The 17,972-nt window shown below is 71.2% G+C and carries 17 protein-coding genes, 3 tRNA genes and 2 pseudogenes; 9 read left to right on the top strand and 13 right to left on the bottom strand.

Annotated features, from left to right (window positions below; translation table 11 throughout):
* Window positions 1-200 precede the first annotated feature (200 nt).
* Window positions 201-617: a spore wall synthesis regulator SsgD gene (gene ssgD / locus ABTY98_RS13670; RefSeq protein WP_352221075.1), complete on the top strand. Its 417-nt coding sequence runs from the start codon at window positions 201-203 to the stop codon at window positions 615-617.
* 6 nt (window positions 618-623) lie between these two features.
* On the opposite strand, the pseudogene ABTY98_RS13665 reads toward ssgD, so the two are convergent.
* Window positions 624-1,454, bottom strand: a pseudogene (locus ABTY98_RS13665) (isocitrate lyase/PEP mutase family protein).
* A gap of 326 nt (window positions 1,455-1,780) precedes the next feature.
* Here ABTY98_RS13665 and ABTY98_RS13660 point away from each other — a divergent pair.
* From ABTY98_RS13660 to ABTY98_RS13645, 4 genes are all read left to right on the top strand, one after another.
* Window positions 1,781-3,418, top strand: a complete 1,638-nt coding sequence (locus ABTY98_RS13660) for an ABC-F family ATP-binding cassette domain-containing protein (RefSeq protein WP_352221074.1) — start codon at window positions 1,781-1,783, stop codon at window positions 3,416-3,418.
* Window positions 3,419-3,516: 98 nt separating this feature from the next.
* Window positions 3,517-4,293, top strand: coding sequence for a dimethylargininase (gene ddaH, locus ABTY98_RS13655; RefSeq protein ID WP_352221073.1), 777 nt, complete (start codon window positions 3,517-3,519; stop codon window positions 4,291-4,293).
* Window positions 4,294-4,522: 229 nt separating this feature from the next.
* Complete coding sequence (locus ABTY98_RS13650; protein WP_352221072.1) at window positions 4,523-5,497, top strand: acyl-ACP desaturase; 975 nt, start codon at window positions 4,523-4,525, stop codon at window positions 5,495-5,497.
* A 67-nt stretch (window positions 5,498-5,564) separates the two neighbouring features.
* Window positions 5,565-6,410, top strand: coding sequence for a hypothetical protein (locus ABTY98_RS13645; protein WP_352221071.1), 846 nt, complete (start codon window positions 5,565-5,567; stop codon window positions 6,408-6,410).
* On the opposite strand, the gene ABTY98_RS13640 is transcribed toward ABTY98_RS13645, so the two are convergent.
* A complete protein-coding gene (locus ABTY98_RS13640; RefSeq protein WP_352221070.1) occupies window positions 6,411-7,022 on the bottom strand; it encodes a hypothetical protein in 612 nt (203 codons plus the stop codon).
* 289 nt (window positions 7,023-7,311) lie between these two features.
* On the opposite strand from ABTY98_RS13640, the gene ABTY98_RS13635 reads away from it, so the two are divergent.
* Window positions 7,312-7,575, top strand: a complete 264-nt coding sequence (locus ABTY98_RS13635) for a hypothetical protein (protein ID WP_352221069.1) — start codon at window positions 7,312-7,314, stop codon at window positions 7,573-7,575.
* 204 nt (window positions 7,576-7,779) lie between these two features.
* Here the strand turns inward: ABTY98_RS13635 and ABTY98_RS13630 are convergent.
* The 3 genes and pseudogenes from ABTY98_RS13630 to ABTY98_RS13620 all read right to left on the bottom strand — a co-directional run.
* Window positions 7,780-7,855, bottom strand: a tRNA-Trp gene (locus ABTY98_RS13630).
* Window positions 7,856-8,020: 165 nt separating this feature from the next.
* Window positions 8,021-8,725: a helix-turn-helix domain-containing protein gene (locus ABTY98_RS13625; protein WP_352221319.1), complete on the bottom strand. Its 705-nt coding sequence runs from the start codon at window positions 8,723-8,725 to the stop codon at window positions 8,021-8,023.
* An 11-nt stretch (window positions 8,726-8,736) separates the two neighbouring features.
* Window positions 8,737-8,952 (bottom strand): annotated as a pseudogene (locus tag ABTY98_RS13620) (helix-turn-helix domain-containing protein); the annotation flags it as partial.
* Between the two features lie 124 nt (window positions 8,953-9,076).
* Here ABTY98_RS13620 and ABTY98_RS13615 point away from each other — a divergent pair.
* The gene (locus ABTY98_RS13615; protein ID WP_352221068.1) at window positions 9,077-9,745 is read left to right on the top strand and encodes a methyltransferase domain-containing protein; all 669 of its coding nucleotides are present in this window, start codon (window positions 9,077-9,079) and stop codon (window positions 9,743-9,745) included.
* 163 nt (window positions 9,746-9,908) lie between these two features.
* On the opposite strand, the gene ABTY98_RS13610 is transcribed toward ABTY98_RS13615, so the two are convergent.
* From ABTY98_RS13610 to ABTY98_RS13590, 5 genes are all read right to left on the bottom strand, one after another.
* A complete protein-coding gene (locus ABTY98_RS13610) occupies window positions 9,909-11,081 on the bottom strand; it encodes a leucine-rich repeat domain-containing protein (RefSeq protein ID WP_352221067.1) in 1,173 nt (390 codons plus the stop codon).
* Window positions 11,078-12,406 (bottom strand): SDR family NAD(P)-dependent oxidoreductase, encoded by a 1,329-nt coding sequence (locus ABTY98_RS13605; RefSeq protein ID WP_352221066.1) that lies wholly within the window; start codon window positions 12,404-12,406, stop codon window positions 11,078-11,080. Before ABTY98_RS13605 ends, ABTY98_RS13610 begins: the two co-directional genes overlap by 4 nt.
* 30 nt (window positions 12,407-12,436) lie before the next feature.
* A tRNA-Ala gene (locus ABTY98_RS13600) sits at window positions 12,437-12,508 on the bottom strand.
* 11 nt (window positions 12,509-12,519) lie between these two features.
* Window positions 12,520-12,592: transfer RNA gene (locus tag ABTY98_RS13595), tRNA-Gly, on the bottom strand.
* A 115-nt stretch (window positions 12,593-12,707) separates the two neighbouring features.
* A complete protein-coding gene (locus ABTY98_RS13590; protein ID WP_352221065.1) occupies window positions 12,708-13,001 on the bottom strand; it encodes a WhiB family transcriptional regulator in 294 nt (97 codons plus the stop codon).
* 220 nt (window positions 13,002-13,221) lie between these two features.
* Between ABTY98_RS13590 and ABTY98_RS13585 the strand changes: the two genes are divergently transcribed.
* On the top strand, window positions 13,222-14,010 hold the full coding sequence (locus tag ABTY98_RS13585) for a VOC family protein (RefSeq protein WP_352221318.1): 789 nt from the start codon (window positions 13,222-13,224) through the stop codon (window positions 14,008-14,010).
* Between the two features lie 302 nt (window positions 14,011-14,312).
* On the opposite strand, the gene ABTY98_RS13580 is transcribed toward ABTY98_RS13585, so the two are convergent.
* The 3 genes from ABTY98_RS13580 to ABTY98_RS13570 all read right to left on the bottom strand — a co-directional run bounded on the left by ABTY98_RS13580 (window position 14,313) and on the right by ABTY98_RS13570 (window position 17,088).
* A complete protein-coding gene (locus ABTY98_RS13580; RefSeq protein ID WP_352221064.1) occupies window positions 14,313-15,350 on the bottom strand; it encodes a LacI family DNA-binding transcriptional regulator in 1,038 nt (345 codons plus the stop codon).
* A 120-nt stretch (window positions 15,351-15,470) separates the two neighbouring features.
* Entirely contained in the window at window positions 15,471-16,490 is a 1,020-nt protein-coding gene (gene ligD / locus ABTY98_RS13575) for a non-homologous end-joining DNA ligase (RefSeq protein ID WP_352221063.1), read from the bottom strand.
* A gap of 40 nt (window positions 16,491-16,530) precedes the next feature.
* Complete coding sequence (locus tag ABTY98_RS13570) at window positions 16,531-17,088, bottom strand: hypothetical protein (RefSeq protein WP_352221062.1); 558 nt, start codon at window positions 17,086-17,088, stop codon at window positions 16,531-16,533.
* A gap of 12 nt (window positions 17,089-17,100) precedes the next feature.
* On the opposite strand from ABTY98_RS13570, the gene ABTY98_RS13560 reads away from it, so the two are divergent.
* Window positions 17,101-17,229, top strand: coding sequence for a hypothetical protein (locus tag ABTY98_RS13560; RefSeq protein WP_352221061.1), 129 nt, complete (start codon window positions 17,101-17,103; stop codon window positions 17,227-17,229).
* Window positions 17,230-17,972: the final 743 nt, after the last annotated feature.

Raw genomic sequence — 17,972 nt, 5'->3', positions numbered from 1 at the left:
GCGGGAAGTTAGCCCACTGTCCCGGTGCCGTCCAGAGGGCCCGACCGCCCCAGGGGCCAGGTAAGCCCCGGGTGTGAATGAGCCCGGTGACAGAGGTCACTCGCACTTCGTGTGCACGGATCGGCCGCTTCCGTCGTCTCTTCCAGTGCCAGGTCTTACCCGCCCGGAAATTCGTCCAGCCGTCACTAGGGAGCAAGGCGTTGTCAACCGTCATCGAGCAGCCCGTAGAGGCCCGCCTGGTCGCCGCGTCGCCGCGCATGCCGAGCATTCCCGCCAGCCTGCGCTACGACAGCGAGGACCCCTTCGCCGTCCGTATGACCTTCCCGGCCCCGGCCACCCTGGAGGGCGTCGACGTCTGCTGGACGTTCTCCCGCGAGCTGCTCGCGGCCGGCCTGCACGCCCCGGAGGGCAAGGGGGACGTCCGGGTGCGGCCGTACGGCTACGACCGGACCGTGCTGGAGTTCCACGCCCCCGAGGGCACCGCCGTCGTCCATGTGCGCACGGGCGAGATACACCGGTTCCTGGAGGCGACCGGTGACTTGGTGCCCACCGGTCTCGAACACCTCCGGCTGGACCTGGACCACGACCTGGCCGAACTGATGGGCGACGCCCGCTGAGCCGCCCTACCGCGCCAGCAGGGTGTTGAGCTCGCCGTAGTCGAGCCCGCCCGCCAGCGCCCCGTACGTTCCCGGTTCAGCAGTTCCCGCGCGGCGCGGCGGACGGCCGCGTGCGCGGCCTCGGCCAGGCCGGAACCGGCGCTCACCCGGGCCACGCCGAGGGCGGCCAGTTCGGCGACGGTCGGCGCACCCGGACCCACCAGTACGTTGAGCGGCCCGTCGACACCGTCGACGAGCGCCCTGACCGTTTCCGGGTCGACGGCCCCGGGGACGAAGATCCCGTCGGCGCCCGCGGCCCGGAAGGCGGCGGCCCGCTCCAGGGTGGCGTCCACTCCCCGGCATCACGCAGGAAAGTGTCGATCCGGGCGTTCACGAACAGCGGCACGCCCTCCTTGTCGGCGGCCTCACGGGCGACGGCAATGCGCTCGGCCTGCCCCGAGACCGACCGCAGCGGCCCGCTCCCCTCCTCGCCATACAACGCGTCCTCGATGTTGACGCCCACCGCGCCCGCCGCGAGCACCGCGCGGACGGTGTCGGCGACTCCCTCCGATCCTCGGCGTACCCGCTCTCCACGTCGGCACTGACCGGGACCCGCACCGTGGCCGCGATGCGCGCGACGGCCTCCAGCGCACGGTCCCGGTCCAGCCGGTCACCGTCGGCGGCGCCGAGGGCCCAGGCGAGTCCGGCGCTGGTGGTCGCGACGGCGGCGGCGCCCGCGTCCTCGGTGAGCCGCGCACTCACCGCGTCCCAGGCGTTCGGGAGGACGAGCGGACGCCCCGGGACGTGCAGGGCGTGGAAGGCGAGGGCGCGCTCCCGAAGGGTGTTCCGGTTCGTCAAGCGGACGACTCAACCATCCCGGACGGAGCGGACACTGGCAGGAATCCGTCATGAGCGTGGGCTGGGGGCTGGTGATTAATTGCGTTGACACCCCGTTGGGGCTCTCCTACGTTGTACGACGGTTCTGTTGCCGTCGATTGGAGAAGGACGTTGCTCGTCTGAGGATCCGAGACACCGCGTCACACCCGTGAGGTGTGTCCGTGGCGTTCGACCTCGGCGTGCGAGCCGTCCTCCGGCACGGGATCTTTCCCCGGCCCCTCGGCTGCTGTCTCGCGGTGTCTCGACATGCGTCTGTCCCCGACACCGCAAGCAACCGCGAGGCGCCCATGTCTGCATCCATCACCTGTACGTCCCTGTCCTTCTCCTGGCCCGACGGCTCCTCCGTCCTCGACGGCCTCGACGTCGCCGTAGGTCCCGGCCGGACCGGTCTCGTCGGCGTCAACGGATCAGGGAAATCAACGCTTCTGAAGCTCATCGCCGGTGAGCTCACCCCGTCCGACGGCACCGTGAAGGTGACCGGCGAGGTCGGTTACCTCCCGCAGAACGTCACCCTCGACACCGCGCTGCGCGTCGACGAGGCGCTCGGCATCGCCGCCCGTCGGGCCGCGCTGCACGCCATCGAGGCGGGCGACACGTCCGAGGCGCACTTCGAGACGCTCGGCGACGACTGGGACGTCGAGGAGCGCGCCCTGGTCACCCTCGGCGAGCTCGGGCTCGGCCACATCGGACTCGACCGGACCGTGGGCGAGGTCTCCGGCGGCGAGTCGGTGCTGCTGCGGCTGGCCGCGCTGCTCCTGGGCCGGCCGGACGTGCTGCTGCTCGACGAGCCCACCAACAACCTCGACCTGTACGCGCGCAAGCGGCTGTATGCGGCGGTCGCCTCTTGGCCGGGTCTGCTGATCGTGGTCAGTCACGACCGTGAGCTCCTCGACCTGGTCGACCAGATCGCCGACCTGCGCTCCGGGGAGGTCACCTGGTACGGCGGCAACTTCTCGGCGTACGAGGAGGCTCTCGCCGTCGAACAGGAGGCGGCCGAGCGCATGGTGCGGGTCGCCGAGGCCGATGTCCGCAAGCAGAAACGCGAACTGTCCGACGCCCAGGTCAAACTGGCCCGCCGCAAGCGGTACGGGCAGAAGATGTACGAGCAGAAACGCGAGCCGAAGATCGTCATGGGGGCGCGCAAACGGACGGCACAGGAGTCCGCGGGCAAGCACCGCATCATGCACGAGGAGCGGCTCGCCGAGGCCAGGGAACGGCTCGACGACGCGGTGGAGGCCGTACGGGACGACGACGAGATCCGTGTCGAGCTGCCGTACACGGCCGTACCGCCGGGCCGGAACGTGCTGACGCTCCAGAACCTGGAGCTGGCCCACGGCGCGCGGGTGCAGGGCATCCTCGATCTGCGGGGTCCTGAGCGGATCGCGCTGATCGGGCGCAACGGAGCGGGCAAGACGACGCTGTTGCGGACGATCGCCGGGGAGCTGGAGCCGGTCGCGGGCGAGGCGTACGCGCATGTGCCGCTCCGCTTCCTGCCGCAGCGGCTTGACGTGCTCGACGGGGAGCTGACCGTGGCCGAGAACGTGGCCCGGTTCGCCCCGGGCGTCACCAACAACCGGATCCGGGCCCGGCTGGCCCGCTTCCTGTTCCGGGGCGCCCGCGCCGACCAGCGGGCGGCCACGCTCTCCGGCGGCGAACGCTTCCGGGCGGCGCTGGCCGCGCTGCTGCTGGCCGAGCCCGCCCCGCAGCTGCTGATGCTGGACGAGCCGACGAACAACCTCGACATGGCGAGCGTACGGCAGCTCACCACGGCCCTGGAGTCGTACAAGGGCGCTCTGATCGTGGCCAGTCACGATCTGCCGTTCCTGGAAACGATCGGGATCACCCGCTGGTTGCTGATGGCGGACGGGGAGCTGACGGGCACCACACCGGAGGAGGTGGCGCGTCTCAGGAGGGGCACAGCCTGACGACGGGGGTTATGTCGACACGGACCCGCCCTGCATGATGGCGGTCCGGCGCCCCCACAATGGGCGCCGGACCGAACCGCCGAACCCGGAGACCCGCCGTGCCCAGCAAGAAGGCCCTCATCCGCCGCCCCAGCCCGCGCCTCGCCGAAGGTCTGGTGACGCACATCGAGCGGGAGAAGGTCGACGTCGAGCTCGCCCAGGACCAGTGGGAGGCGTACGCCGGGACACTGCGCGCGCACGGCTGGGAGACCATCGAGGTCGATCCGGAGGACGACTGCCCGGACTCGGTCTTCGTCGAGGACACCGTCGTCATGTACCGGAACGTGGCGCTGATCACCCGGCCCGGCGCCGAGTCCCGGCGCGAGGAGACCGCCGGGGTCGAGGAGGCGGTGGCCCGCCTCGGTTGCTCGGTGAACTGGGTCTGGGAGCCCGGCACTCTGGACGGCGGTGACGTCCTCAAGGTCGGCGACACCGTCTACGTCGGCCGCGGCGGGCGCACCAACGCGGCCGGGGTGCAGCAGCTGCGGGCCGCGTTCGAGCCGCTCGGCGCGCGTCTGGTCGCCGTGCCGGTGAGCAAGGTCCTGCATCTGAAGTCGGCGGTGACCGCGCTGCCCGACGGAACGATTCTGGGGCACATCCCGAACGTGGACCGGCCCTCGTTGTTCCCGGGCTTCCTGGCGGTGCCCGAGGAGGCGGGCGCCCATGTGGTGCTGCTGGGCGGCGACAAGTTGCTGATGTCGGCTAGCGCCCCGAAGACGGCGGAACTGCTGGCCGACCTCGGCCATGACATCGTCACGGTGGACATCTCCGAGTTCGAGAAGCTCGAGGGATGTGTGACGTGCCTCTCGGTGCGGCTGCGGGAGCTGTACGTCTGACCAGGTGATCGATTCGCCCCTCCAGTCTCCGGACCTGCGGACCCCGGGACCGTTTGGCATGTCCCGATTCGCCCGGGGCGCAACACCTGATCAGCAGTCTTTTACGGCGCGCTTAACCTACGGCTTCGTAACCTACGGATTCGTAGCCTACGATCACGTAGGTTCCCGGCACCGCTCGCCGGTCCTCTCTTGTTCATTCGCTCTTGTTCGGCGTCCCCCTGGAGTTCTCGTGACGATCACTTCTCCCCATCTCGGCAGCTCATCCGCATGGACCGACGCGCGGCTGCTGTACGCCCTGGAGGAAGTGGTCGAGAAGGAGCTGGACCGCCATCTGAAGGTCGCCAAGGACTGGATGCCGCACGAGTACGTGCCGTGGTCCGACGCCCGTAACTTCCCCGGCTTCTTCGAGGACGGCGAGGCCTGGGGCAAGGAGCAGTCCAAGGTCACCGAGGTCGGCCGGATCGCCCTGGTGGTGAACCTGCTCACCGAGGACAACCTGCCCAGCTACCACCACGAGATCGCCTCCCTGTTCGGCCGGGAGGGTGCCTGGGGCACCTGGGTGCACCGCTGGACCGCCGAGGAGGGCCGGCACGGCATCGTGATGCGCGACTATCTGCTCGCCTCGCGCGCCGTCGACCCGGACAAGCTGGAGCAGTTCCGGATGTCCCACATGAGCGAGGGCTTCGAGTCGGACAACCGGCACTCGATGCTGCACTCGGTCGCCTATGTCGCCTTCCAGGAGCTCGCGACCCGCATCTCGCACCGCAACACCGGTCACCAGTCCGGCGACCCGGTCTGCGACCGCATGCTGGCCCGCATCGCCACCGACGAGAACCTGCACATGGTCTTCTACCGCAACCTCCTGAAGGCCGCCTTCGAACTCGCCCCCGACCTGACCATGCAGGCCGTCCGGGACGTCGTCGTCAACTTCCGTATGCCGGGCCACGGTATCCCCGGTTTCGAGCGGGCCGCCGCCCAGATGGCCATCGGTGAGGTCTACAACCTGCGCATCCACCACGACGACGTGATCCAGCCGGTGCTGCGCCACCTGAAGGTCCTGGAGATCGACGGGCTCGGCCCGGAGGGCCTGCAGGCACAGGAGGAACTCGGCCTGTTCATGGGTGGGCTGGACGCCGAGGCTCTGAAGTTCGACGAGAAGCTGGCCGCCCGCAAGGCGCGGATGGCGGCGCGCGCCGGCGCGTGAACCCACGACCGACGGGCGCGCGGATTTACCGGTGCGCTCTGTCGGCGGCCTGCGGCATCATGCGCGCATGCCTGCTGACACCACCTCCGGCCGGGCGGTCGGCTTCCTGCTGGACCTGATCGACTCCTGGGACGCCGACCGGGTACGCGCGCGTGCCGGGCTGCCCCGGCCGGCGCCGGAGGACCTCCGGGAGGCCCGGCGCCGGCTCCCGTGGGAGCTGTCGGCGTTGCCGTCCTCGGTGGTGCTGTGGATGCTCCAGGAGGACGACCCCGATCTCAACGCCGTCGTCTGGCGCCTCCTCCCGGACCAGGACACGGCGCTGCGCCGGGCGATTCTCGACGGAGTGCCCTTCAGCCCGGGCCGGTTGCTCGCCGTGGAGGTCGACCCGGTCCTGCGCGACACCTACCGGGAACCGCCGGTCCCGGACCGGGTCGCCCGCCTCGGACTGGTGCCGGCCCTGCGCGAGTCGACCACCATGGCCGCCGCGCGGGAGGCCACCTCCATGGTCTACCGGCGCGAGCACTGGCAGACGGTCGCGGAGGCCGACCGCGAGAACTCTCTTCCGGGCTACGTCCGTTGGGCGCTGGCCATCCGCGCGGACTGCCCGCCCTCACTGCGCGCCCAGTTCGGCGCGCACCGCAAGTTCGACTTCCGCGTCCGCCAGGCCGGGATCATGACGGACCCCGCCGAGTACGCCGTGGGCCACGGACCCGCCCTGGACGTGCTGAAGGTGCTCTCCCTGGGACATATGATGTTCCCGCGCCGGATCGCCGAGGCCGAGAACGCGCTGCGCCCGCTCGTCCGGGACCACCTGGGCACCCGCGAGGAGGCCTGGGCGGCACTGACGCAGCTGCTCCAGACCTTCCACGGCACGACCGAGGAACTGGTCGTCACCGCGGGGGCCATCGCCTAGCTAAGCCGCTGCCCGCTCCTTGTACCGCTCCGGATGGCGTTCGGTGAACTTCACCACCCAAACAAGCAGGGCGACGGGGATGACCCAGTTGAACCAGTCGCTCTGCCCGGGCAGCCTGATGGCCAGCCAGGTGGACAGGGCCATCAGTGCGAAGACCACGCCCCAGGCCGCGGTCAGCACCACGTTGACGTGTTTGAAGACGGGCGAGCCCCAGAACTCGCGCGGTACCGAGTGGCGAGCGTACTGGGCGGTGAAGGGGTCGGACAGCAGAGAGCCGAGCGCCACGACGGCCACGACCGCGTTGGAGATGACCTGTGCGTACGTCTCCAGCCAGATCAGCTCATGGCGGTCCACGGCGAGGGCGAGGACGCAGAGCACGGCGAAGAACACGATGGCGACCATGTCGAGCAGGAAGAACCGGCCCCGGAGCATGTCCTTGCCGGACAGGACGACCGCGGCGACCAGGGCCGCCAGCGCCGCGTACTCCCAGGTGCTGGGGCTCGCGACGACGCCGAAGATGATCCACGGGCCGAAGGAGAGGAAGACGCTCCCGGTGCCGGCGGGCTTCTCGGCCCGGGTTCTGACTGCGGTCCGCTGTTCCGTGTGTCCCATGGGAGCTCCTCCCATCACCACGTCGCTCTCCTACCAGCCTGCCGTGCGAGGGGGCCGTCCGCATGCTCTCCGGTGTGCGGTGCCCTGCCAGGGCCGACGTGGACGAGGTCATGGCCACCGTGGCCGCGACGGCGGACGGCGACGGGAAACCTGGTTCCGGGCCTGGTCCGGGCTGGCGGACGGGGTCCGCGAGCAGGCCGTCCTGAGCGCGGCCGAAGGGCGTACGGTCTCCGCCCGTGACGCGTACTTACCTGCGGGCGCCGGGTACTTCGGCACCGCACTGGTGGCGGTGGACGCCTGCGCGGATCCCGAGCCGCGGCTGCGCGAGGTGTTCCCGCGGCACCGGGACTGCTTCGACCGCGTCCTGAGCTCCTGGAACCCGCCGACGGAGCGGGTGGCGAGCCCGTACGAGGGCGACTTCCTCCCCGGCTACCTGCTCGGCCCGCCCGGCGCCGACGGCCCGCGGCCCACGCTGATCGCCGGAAACGGCAGCGGCTGCTCCCGGATCATGTCATCACACCGGTCGCCGACCGGATCAGCACCCCGCTGCTGATCACCGACCCGGAGGGGGAGCACTTCTGGCCGGGCGCCTCGCAGCGGCTCTACGACGCGCTGCCGGGCCCACGGCAGCTGGTCCGCTTCACGGCGGCGGAGGGCGCGCAGCTGCGCTGCGAGCCGATGGGCCGCGCGCTCTTCGAACAGCTGGTCTTCGACTGGTTGGACGCCCTGCTGGCGACCGTCCAGAGGCCTTCCAGGGGGCGGGGCGGCCGGATTCGAACCGGCGTGTTCCGGTTTTGGAGACCAGTGCGCCTGCCTCTGCGCTACGGCCCCGCCCTTGCGGCAGATCTTGGTGGTCCGTTCCGGAAGTCCTTCGGGGGTTGATCAGGCTGCCAGCGCGGCGATTGCTCGGGGCCGGTCCCCGACCTGGGTCAGGTCGGGGAAGTCGTTGGGTTGGACGACCTTGCGCTGGACGACGGAGAAGTAGATCTCCACCTGGTTCAACCAGGAGGCGTGCACGGGGGGTGGACCATGACGGCGTTCGGGAACGCGGCCGTCAGCCGGTCGGCGGCCCTCTTGCCGCGGTGGGAGGAACCGTTGTCGACGACCCTGAAGACGCGCCTGGCGCTGGCGTAGGGTTCCTGTGTCATGACCTGGATGACCAGGCTCATGAACGGCTCGATGCCGGTGCGCGGTTCGCAGCGGCCGAGCGCTCGGGCTTGGTGGACGTCGTAGGCGGCCAGGTAGGCCAGCGCGCCGCCGCGTCCGTAGGTGTGGTTGACGCGCATCGCCCTGGCGTGGCCCGGGGCCAGGGTCGGGTGGCAGCGGCAGCGGGCCTGGATCGAGGTCTTCTCGTCGCTGGATACTACGTACTCGTCCGCGCCGAGGGGTTCTCCTTCGAAGGTGCGGGCGTACAGGTCCAGGGCCCGCTGGGCCTTGGCGCGGAAGTCCGGGTCGCGGATGGAGATCCAAGGCCGGTACTGCCAGGGCCTGAGCGCGTCCTGGCGCAACCAGCGGCGCACCGTGGACGCGGAGATGCTGTCGGTGATCTGGCGCGCGGTCAGCTCTGCAGCCGGCTCAGAGCAAGACCAGCGCGACAACGGGACCCCGGTCTCGGCCGGGAGCTGGCAGGCCAGGGCCTTGGCCTCGGCGACCTGACCGGGAGTGAAACGGGCCGGGCGCCCCGAGCGCCTGCGGTCGGCCAGGCTGGCAGCCGGCCGTCGGCGAAGCGGTTTCGCCAGGTCCGCACGGTGTCCAGGTGCAGGCCCGTCTCGCGGGCGATGTGCGCGTTGGGGCGCCCGCGGGCCGCGTGCGGCACGATCGCGGCCCGCTGCCGGGCCTGGTATGCGGTCTTGTGACCGTAGGCCGCCTTCTTCAACCGCTCACGTTCGGCGTTGGTCAGGGCGATCGGACGGGCGAGGGCAACAGGCATGACAGGCAGGCCGATCGGGAGAAGTGGATCACCGGGGCCGCAGTCTGCCGGGCCCATGCCGGGCAGGGTGACCGGCATACCCGCACCACCGGATTCAACAAGGCCACCGTCCTATTGTTGGCTGATGCGCGCACACCAAATAGACCGCCCAGCCGATCTCGACGTCGTCCGTGAGTCCTATGACCATGTGGCCGACAACTACGCCCACATGGTGGCGACAACGGGCATGGGCGACATCCGCCGCCATCCATGGCTCAAGGCGTCGATTGACGCCTTCGCCGACACCGTGGGCGAGCTCGGACCCGTCCTCGACGTCGGCTGCGGACCCGGCACGGTGACCGGCTACCTCGCCGAACGCGGACTCGACGTATCCGGGGTGGACCTCTCTCCCCGCATGATCGAGAACGCGCGCCGTCTACATCCGCAATGCCGCTTCAGCGTCGCCTCCGCCACCGAGCTCAACCTCGGTGAAGCCTCCCTCGGCGGCGTGCTCGGGTGGTGGTCACTGTTCAACCTCCCCCGTGATGTCCTTCCCCAGGTCCTCGCCCATTTCGCGCACGCCCTGAAGCCGGGCGGGCACCTCATCGCCGGCACACACGTCGGCGACGAGGACGTGCTGCGCACCGAGGCATACGGAGGAGTGCCCGTTCGTTGGACCACGCACAAGTGGCGGCCGGAGCAGCTCGTGGACCTGATCGAGCAGGCCGGACTGCACCCGGTCGCCGAACTCCGGCTCCCCGCGGATGAGTGGAGCGGGCCGGGCGTGGTCGTCATGGCCAAGCGCCCCGTCTGAGGACCAGGCGCCGGAGGCAGCACGCCCTGGACTGCGCCTCCTCCCTCCACCTCGCCGCCCCCGACATCTGACCAGCCCCGCACGACGCCCGCCTCCGGAGGTGACCCCCGAAGGACCTCCGGAGGCGACCACTTAGTTCAGGGAGGTGCGCGGAAGCTGAGGGTCAGCCCTCCGGTGCTGCCGTCCGGTGCACACTGCGTACGGCGGCCACGTCGGCCGGGACTGTCGGGGCCGGGATGTGGGCGCTGAGGTCGTCCAGGCGGCGTTTGACACTGGCGGCGATGCCGGCGCCGAGGCGGTAGCGGGTGGCCGTGCCGGCGCGGGCCGCGTGGTCGAGGAGGCGGTGGGCCTCGCGGCTGCGTATGCCGGTGTGGGTCAGGACGAGATGGGCGAGGCGGTGCTCGGCGCCGGCGAGGGCCTGCCCGATGGTGTCGGCGGCGGCCAGGTCCAGCCGGTTGTCCGGCGCCGCAAGGACGGCGGCCGCGCGGACCCGCCCGAGGTCGAGCAGGGTGACCCCGGCCGAGGCCGACGCAGTCACCAGGCGGGCGGCGGCCGAGGGACCGACGCCGTTGCTGGCGGCGGAGAGCCGGGTGAGACGCCCGTAAGGGGCTCGGTCCAGGGCGTCGGCCAGCAGCAGCGCACCCGCGTCGCCCAACCGGGCCGCGGACACGTACAGTTCGTCGACCGCGCCTGCGGCGACGACGGCGGCCAGTGCCCGAGCACCGGCCTCGCCGAGCGGGTTGCCGCCGACGAAGAGCCGTTCGATCCGGCGCCCGCCGTCGGCGGCCACCAGCAGCGCGTCGGCCAGCACCGCCGCGCCGGCCGGGTCCAGCCCGGTCTGGACGAGGTCGAGGGTGCGCAGGGAGCGGGCGGACTCGATGAGTTCGGCGGCGGCCCGCCCGCCCCCGCTGCCCAGCGGGTTCCGCTTCAGCCAGACGCCGGTGACGACCTGGGGCGAGGCGCGCAGTTGGTCGGCGATCCGGCAGGCGCCGCCCGCCGTGATGCCGTTGCAGCCGAGGTAGAGCGTCTCGACCCCGGCGCCGGACCCGGCCACCGCGGCGGCGCCCTCGTCACCGAGCGCGTCCGTGCCGAGCAGCAGATGCCGTACCGGAGCGGGGCCCTCGCCCAGGGCCTCGGCGATCAGGGCGGCGCCCGCAGCGCCGACGCCCTGCTTGCACAGGTCGAGGCGGCCGTCCGGCAGAGCGGTGCCGGCCGTGAAGTCCAGCCGCTCCCCCGCCGGGCGCCCGGCCCGCAACCAGTCGAGCAGCGGGGCGAGTTCGGCGGCCGGCCGCGGCCGGACATGTGGTACCCCGGCGAACGTCGGCTTCTCGCTCACCACGCCGCCTCCCGGAAGTCCTTCAGGAACACCCCGGACACCGGGTCGCCGGCCTCGCCGCGCACGATCGGGTCGTAGACGCGGGCCGCCCCGTCGACGACGTCGAGGGGGGTGCGGAAGCCGGCGTCCGCCATCCGGGCCTTCTTCGGGACCGGGTTCTCGTCGGTGATCCATCCGGTGTCGACGGCGCACATGTGGACGCCCCGCTCGGCGAGTTCGGCGGCGCTGGTGCGGGTGAGCATGTTGAGGGCGGCCTTGGCCATGTTGGTGTGTGGATGGCCCGCCATCTTGTTGCGGACGGCGAACCGGCCCTCGACGGCGGTCACGTTGACCACGTACCGGCGCGGGTGCGGAGAGGCCAGCAGCAGCGGCAACAGCCGGTCGCACAGCAGGGCCGGGGCGAGGGCGTTGACGAGCTGGGTCTCCAGGACCTCGGCCGGGTCGAGGTCGCCGAGCCGGGCCGACCAGGAGTTCTCCGGCGAGGGGTCGGGCAGCAGCCCCGCCTCGTCGGCCTCCCGCAGCGCGACGGGCAGGGACGCGGCTCCGTCCGCCGGCATCCGCAGCGGCGTGAATCCGGGGGCCCGCCGGGTGCCCGGAGGCAGCGCGGTGCGCTCGCCTGAGGCCAGCAGGGCATACGACTCGGGTGGTCTGCGCACGGTCTGGGCGGCGTTGTTGACAAGGATGTCCAGCGGCTCGCCCTCCTGCCGCAACTCCTGGCACAGGCCGAGCACTTGGCGCGGATCGCGCAGGTCGACGGCGAGCACGGCCAGCCGGTCCCGCCACTTCGCGCTGCCGGGGACGGCTTCGAAGCGGCGCACGGTGTCGTGCGGGAAACGGGAGGTGACCAGGACTTCGGCGCCGTCGCGCAGCATCATCAGCGCCAGCTGGAAGCCGATCTTCACCCGGCCGCCGGTCAGCAGCACCTTGCGGCCGCTCAGGTCGGTGCTCAGGGAGCGGCGGGCGGTGTTGTCGGCGGCGCAGCCGGGGCAGAGCCGGTGGTAGAAGGCGTCGACCTGTCGGTAGGGCGACTTGCAGACGTAACAGGTGCGCGGTTTGCGGAAGACGCCCCCGGCGCCGGGCACGGCCAGTGGCGCGTCCTCGCGGCGGTCCAGGGCGCCGGTCGCGGTCGCGGCCATCACCGAGGCGTCGGCCGACGACAGCTCGGTGCCGCGGGTCTTGCGGCGGCGCAGCCGTCCGTCGCGGGCGAAGGAGGCGGCGACCTGCTCGGCGCGCAGCCGCACCGGGTCGTCGACGGGCAGGGCCCGCAGTTTCCCCACCACGTCGTGGAAAGCCGCCAGTTCCGCCTCGGTGATCACCTCGCTCATCCGTCCCGCCGCTCCGTGCCCGCCGTACCGTGGTCCCGGCCGGATTCGAACCGGCGTATCCGCCTTGCAAAGGCGGCGAGTCTGCCTCTGCTCTACAGGACCTCGTCACGCGGCCCGAGACGGCCGGATTCGAACCGGCGTGTTCGCCCGGGCAGGGCGGTGCGACTGCCTCTGCGCTACGTCCGGCCGCGTCCCGGGATCGTAGCCGGGCCGGGCGAGGGACCGCACACATTTTCCGTGGCGGCCGTGGTTCGGCTCCTCCGGGGCGGCCGTGGTTCGGCTTCTCCGGGGCGGCCGTGGTTCAGCGGGAGGCGCGCCGGAGTTCCAGTCGCTCCTTCTCGGACAGTCCGCCCCAGACGCCGAAGCGTTCGTCGTTGTCCAGCGCGTACTCCAGGCAGGCCGAACGCATCTCGCACATACCGCAGATGCGCTTCGCCTCGCGCACCGAGCTGCCGGGCTCGGGGAAGAAGAAGTCCGCCCCGGTCTGCGCGCACAACGCCTGCGCATGCCAGACCGGGACGGGCGAGCGGGGCGGGATGGTGGTGTCGAAGTGCATGGCCAGGATCGTGCCGTGCGGCGAAAAACGTTCGATCAACGCCCGCTCAACGCAGGCGCGACGGACCACCGCAGCCTCGATGATGCGCGACGGCAACACGCCTGCGCACGGCGGCGCGCGCAACGGATTCAAAACTCGCCGAGTGCGTCAAGTGACCCACGGTAACCGGGTTCCGGTGGGCGCGCTCCGGCAGCGATTGTCAGTGGGCGGTGGAAGACTCGGCTGTGCAATGAACGGGACCCTTCCGAGGAGGGCGATGATGCTCACCACCCGTTTTGTCAACGGCGCTCCCAACTGGATCGACCTCGGCACCCCCGAGATCGACGGCGCTGTCTCCTTCTACAACGGTCTCTTCGGCTGGCAGTTCCAGTCGGCGGGACCCGAAGCCGGCGGTTACGGCTTCTTCCAGCTGGACGGCAGGACGGTCGCCGGCGGTATGCAGACCACTCCCGAACAGGGGCCGCCGTCCTGGACCGTGTACTTTCAGAGCGAAGACGCGCAGGCCACCGCCAAGACCGCCGAGCAGGCGCACGGCAGCGTCCTCGCCCAGCCGATGGACGTGATGGGCCGGGGCCATATGGCGATCCTCACCGACCAGGCGGGCGTGCCCTTCGGTATCTGGCAGCCCGGGCTGACCAAGGGCGTGGAGGTGGCGGGCGATCCGGGTTCGCTGTGCTGGGTCGAGCTGTACACCCCGGACATCGCGGCGGCCGCTGCTTTCTACCACAAGGTGCTCGGCCTGGAGACCTCCGGAGTGCCCTACCCCGGCGGCACCTACACCTGTGTCAACCCGGCGGACGGCGACGACGACTCGGTCTTCGGCGGGGTGGTCCCGCTGGCCGAGGACCCGGCCGAGGCGCAGGTCGGCGCGTACTGGCTGCCGTACTTCGAGGTCGAGGACCCGGACGCGGTGGTGGAGAAGGCGCAGCAGACCGGTGGCAAGGTGCGGATGCCCGCGACCACGCTGGAGGGTGTGGGCCGCATGGCCAAGCTGGCCGACCCGTACGGCGCCCGCTTCGCGGTGATCAGGAGCGAGCAGCAGAGCTGAGGCGGAGACGGGCCAGGGGATGTCCGGCGGATCAGGTCGGCTGTGAGAAACGGCGCCTTGTGGCCGAGCCGAGCGGGGTCTGGTGCGTGCAGTTGCAAGGCGGCGGAGCCCCGGACGATCAGCCTCCCCCACGCTCGAACAGGCTCGCGCGGGCCACCCCCATCGCGGCGGGGGACGCGATGGGGGCACCCCCGGCCGAAGACTGGCCGACGTCGGCGAGTGACGACAACACGGCTGGGGGTCCCCCCTCTGGGGGAGCGCGTGCCAGACCCCACTGCCCGGCATGATCCACCGGGCACCCCCTAAGCCGTGGCGCGTCGTACCAGTGTCGTGGGCAGGATGACGCTGGACGGCGTGCCGGTCACCGGCTTGCCCCGGGGCAGGGAGCCCAGCAGGAGCCGGGCCATCAACCGGCCCATCTCCTCGATGTCCTGACGAACCGTCGTCAGCGACGGCTCGGTCTCCTCGGTGACGGGCAGCACATCGTCGAAGCCGATCACGGCCACGTCCTCAGGCACCCTGCGGCCGCGCTCGCGCAGGACACGCAGGGCGCCGATCGCGGTGAGGTCGTTGGCCGCGAACACGGCGTCGAGGTCCGGGCAGCGGTCGAGGAGTTCGCCCATGGCGCGCTCGCCGCCGGCCGGGGTGAAGTCGCTGGGCACGACCAGCCGTGGATCGGCCTTCCCCAGGACGTCCATGACGTCGCGATAGCCCTGGAGGCGGTCGGCGGCCGACGTCTGATCCAGGGGCCCGGTGATATGGGCGATCCGGGTCCGGCCCAGGCCGGCGAGATGCCGTACGGCGTCCTGGGCGCCGCCGCGGTTGTCGCAGTCGACGTACACGGCGCTGTCCGTGCCATCGCTCCAGCCGGGCCGGCCGCCGAACACGGTCGGGACTCCGGCGCCCTCGATCAGTCCGGGCAGCGGGTCGTCGAGATGAAGTGAGAAGACGAGCGCGCCGTCGACATGGCCGCCGGCGAGATAGCGGGCCACGCGGGCGTGGTCGTCCCGCCCCTCGGTGAGCAGCAGCACGAGCTGGTTGTCGTGGGTGGTCAGCTCCTTGCTGATACCACGTAGCTGGAGGGCGAAGAAGGGGTCGGTGAAGATCCGGGCCTCGGGTTCGGCGATGACGACGGCGACCGCGTCGTGCCGTTTGGTGACCAGGCTGCGGGCCGCCTGGTTGGGGACGTACCCGAGTTCCTCGACCGCTTTCCGGACCCGCTCGACGAGGGGTTCGCGCACCCCGTCGCCGCCGTTGACCACCCGTGACACGGTGGCCCGGGACACCCCGGCCCGCGCGGCCACGGCCTCCAGTGTGGGGCGCGACACTGCCTCGGACACCACGGCCCTCCTCGTCGGCGGCTGGCGATCAGCATAGCCCCGGGTGGCAGGGGCGCCGGGAGCGCTCTCGGGGGTGTGGCAGCCCGTCGGCGGATCGGGCATCCGCGCCAAGTACTGTCGTCAGGAGGGCTGTTCGGGCCGGGCGCGGCTCGGCTGGACGCGTTTGGGCTCGCCCGGCATCTTGGGGTACTCGGGCGGATACGGCAGGTCGCCGAGGCCGTGCTCGTGTTCGTCGCGGCGGGCGAGTTCCAGGAGTGCGTCGAGTGAGTAGGCGTGGTCGTCCATGTCGGCGTGCACATCGCCGACTTCGGCGAAGCGGGCCGGCATCGTGGCGAGGTCGAAGTCGCCCGGCTGCACCTCGTCGACCTCCTCCCAGCGCAGGGGGGCGGAGACCGGGGCGTTCGGGCGGGGCCGCAGAGAGTAGGCGGAGGCGATGGTGCGGTCCCGGGCGGTCTGGTTGTAGTCGACGAAGATGCGCTCGCCACGCTCCTCCTTCCACCACCTGATCGTCACCTGGTCCGGCATCCGGCGTTCCAGTTCACGGCCCACGGCGATCGCGGCGCGCCGGACCTGGGTGAAGGTCCAGCGGGGTTCGATGGGCACGAAGACATGCAGCCCACGGCCGCCCGAGGTCTTGGGCCAGCCCCGCAGCCCGCCGAACTCGTCGAGGACAGCGCGCAGTTCGTGGGCGGCGCGGACGGCGTCGGCGAAGTCGGTGCCGGGCTGCGGATCAAGGTCGATACGGAGTTCGTCGGGACTGTCCACATCGGCGCGGCGCACCGGCCAGGGGTGGAAGGTGAGGGTGCCGTACTGGGCGGCCCACACCACGGCGGCCTCCTCCGTGGGACACATCTCGTCGGCGGTGCGGCCGCTGGGAAAGGTGATGTGGGCGGTGGGGATCCAGTCGGGCATGCCCTTGGGCGCGCGCTTCTGGTAGAACCACTCGCCCTCAATGCCGTCCGGGTAGCGCTGGAGCGTGGTGGGGCGGTCGCGCAGGGCGCGCAGGATGCCGGGGGCCACGGCCGCGTAGTAGCGGGCCACGTCCAGCTTGGTGAAACCGCGCTCCGGGAAGAACACCTTGCCGGGGCTGGACAGCCGTACGGTCCGGCCGGCCACCTCCAGTTCCACCGCATCACCCATGCAGCTACGGTAGGCGCACCGTCCGGCCCTCGCACATCGGTTACGCCCGGGGCACGGACCAGGTGACGGCGGGCCGGCGCCGGACGTCGTAGACGATCCGCTCAGGACGGCTGCCCTTGGGCACACTGAACGTGATCTTCCCGCGCAGGCAGTCACCCGGTCGCACGGCTTCGCCCGAGACGGGATAGGTCGGCGCCGGTATGCCGTGTCCGCCGAGCCCCAGCGGCTTGACCTCGGTGCCGTCCTTGAGCCGGAGGGTCCAGGGGGACTGCGCGACGATGACGTTGGTGCTGGCGGCGTCGGCGCAGGTCTTCACCTCCAGCACCGCCCACTCCGGGTCGGGGATGTCGGCGAGGTAGCGGGGGAGGTTCACGCCCCTGGCGGGCTGGGTGTAGCTGACGGCGGTCGTCGTGGCGCTGATGTAACTGCCGTCGCCGTCGATGTCCTTCCAGTGCCGGCCGGAGCCGAGCGTGAGGGCCTCGGCGGCGGCCGACGGGCGGGACGCCTTGGCGCCGGTCGCGTCCGCGCCACCGCCGGCGCAGGCCGTCGCGGTCGCGGCGAGCAGCAGGGCGGCGGTGACAGTCGTACGGATACGCATGGATGTTCCCCCGTGGAGCGTGTGTCCGAACGAGCATCATGCTGCCTGTGCGAGCGCCGCGCCGGTGAGATCGCCCAGTACCTGGAGACGTTCGAGCGGCTGTGCTCCATGGCCATGTACGCGCCGAGGCGCGGGCCCTGATCGTGAAGGCCATCGACGCACTGCACTGACGGGAGTGCTGGGTTAGCCCTCCCCCGCATGACGTCGCCGCTGTGCCCCTCAACGTCGTCGCCGCCCTTCTAGAACTTGGCGGACTCGTATGGACCGTATGGACCGTTTGGACCGTTCACGACATCCACGGTGCGCCTCTCGGACTACCTCCGTCGCCCCGGCACCGTGTACGCATCGGCGGGCGTCGCTGCCTCGGCATCCATCGCGCTCGTCGTGCGCCGGGCGAACCAGACCCTTGAAAACGCGTCGACGATCTGGAGGCGCGGCCGCCGAATCTCCCCGATAACCTGGACGCGCTGGAGAAGCGGATCGTCGACCGTCTGATGGGGCAGTTCGGGGGCCCGCTGAAGGTCACTGAACAGACTCTCGATGACAAGCTCGTGGGGCTAACCTCAATACCGGTAACTTAGGGCTTTGGTGTTCTCTTGACCTGTTTGGGTTTGGTGGCGCCAACGAGGGTGGTGGCCGCGGCGGGTGGGCGATCTGCTGCCCGGTGGACGGCGCGTTTGAGGGGCCGGCTGGCGACTTTGCGTTTGATGACGCGGGGGTTGGCCCGGCGGCGGGGTCGTGGCAGGAGGCGTTCGAGGAGTTCAGCGTGGGTGGCTTTGAGCGCGCGGGTGACTCTGCTGCGCAATTCCGGGGTCAGGCCGTGAGCCGGTAGGCGAGGTGTTCGAGGCGGCTGCTGCGTGTGTGGTGCTGGTCGTGTCCGGTCC

It is taken from the genome of Streptomyces sp. NPDC096040 (assembly GCF_040303265.1).
GTDB lineage: Bacteria > Actinomycetota > Actinomycetes > Streptomycetales > Streptomycetaceae > Streptomyces.
The sequence above is the reverse complement of the archived record's forward strand: the minus strand, read 5'-3'. Positions and strand labels throughout refer to the sequence as shown.

Coding starts and splice junctions, on each gene's coding strand:
- ABTY98_RS13570 (WP_352221062.1), bottom strand. CDS start 17,088: ATGCGTATCCGTACGACTGTCACCGCCGCCCTGCTGCTCGCCGCGACC.
- ABTY98_RS13585 (WP_352221318.1), top strand. CDS start 13,222: ATGCTCACCACCCGTTTTGTCAACGGCGCTCCCAACTGGATCGACCTC.
- ABTY98_RS13645 (WP_352221071.1), top strand. CDS start 5,565: ATGCCTGCTGACACCACCTCCGGCCGGGCGGTCGGCTTCCTGCTGGAC.
- ABTY98_RS13605 (WP_352221066.1), bottom strand. CDS start 12,406: ATGAGCGAGGTGATCACCGAGGCGGAACTGGCGGCTTTCCACGACGTG.
- ligD (WP_352221063.1), bottom strand. CDS start 16,490: ATGGGTGATGCGGTGGAACTGGAGGTGGCCGGCCGGACCGTACGGCTG.
- ABTY98_RS13660 (WP_352221074.1), top strand. CDS start 1,781: ATGTCTGCATCCATCACCTGTACGTCCCTGTCCTTCTCCTGGCCCGAC.
- ABTY98_RS13640 (WP_352221070.1), bottom strand. CDS start 7,022: ATGGGACACACGGAACAGCGGACCGCAGTCAGAACCCGGGCCGAGAAG.
- ABTY98_RS13615 (WP_352221068.1), top strand. CDS start 9,077: ATGCGCGCACACCAAATAGACCGCCCAGCCGATCTCGACGTCGTCCGT.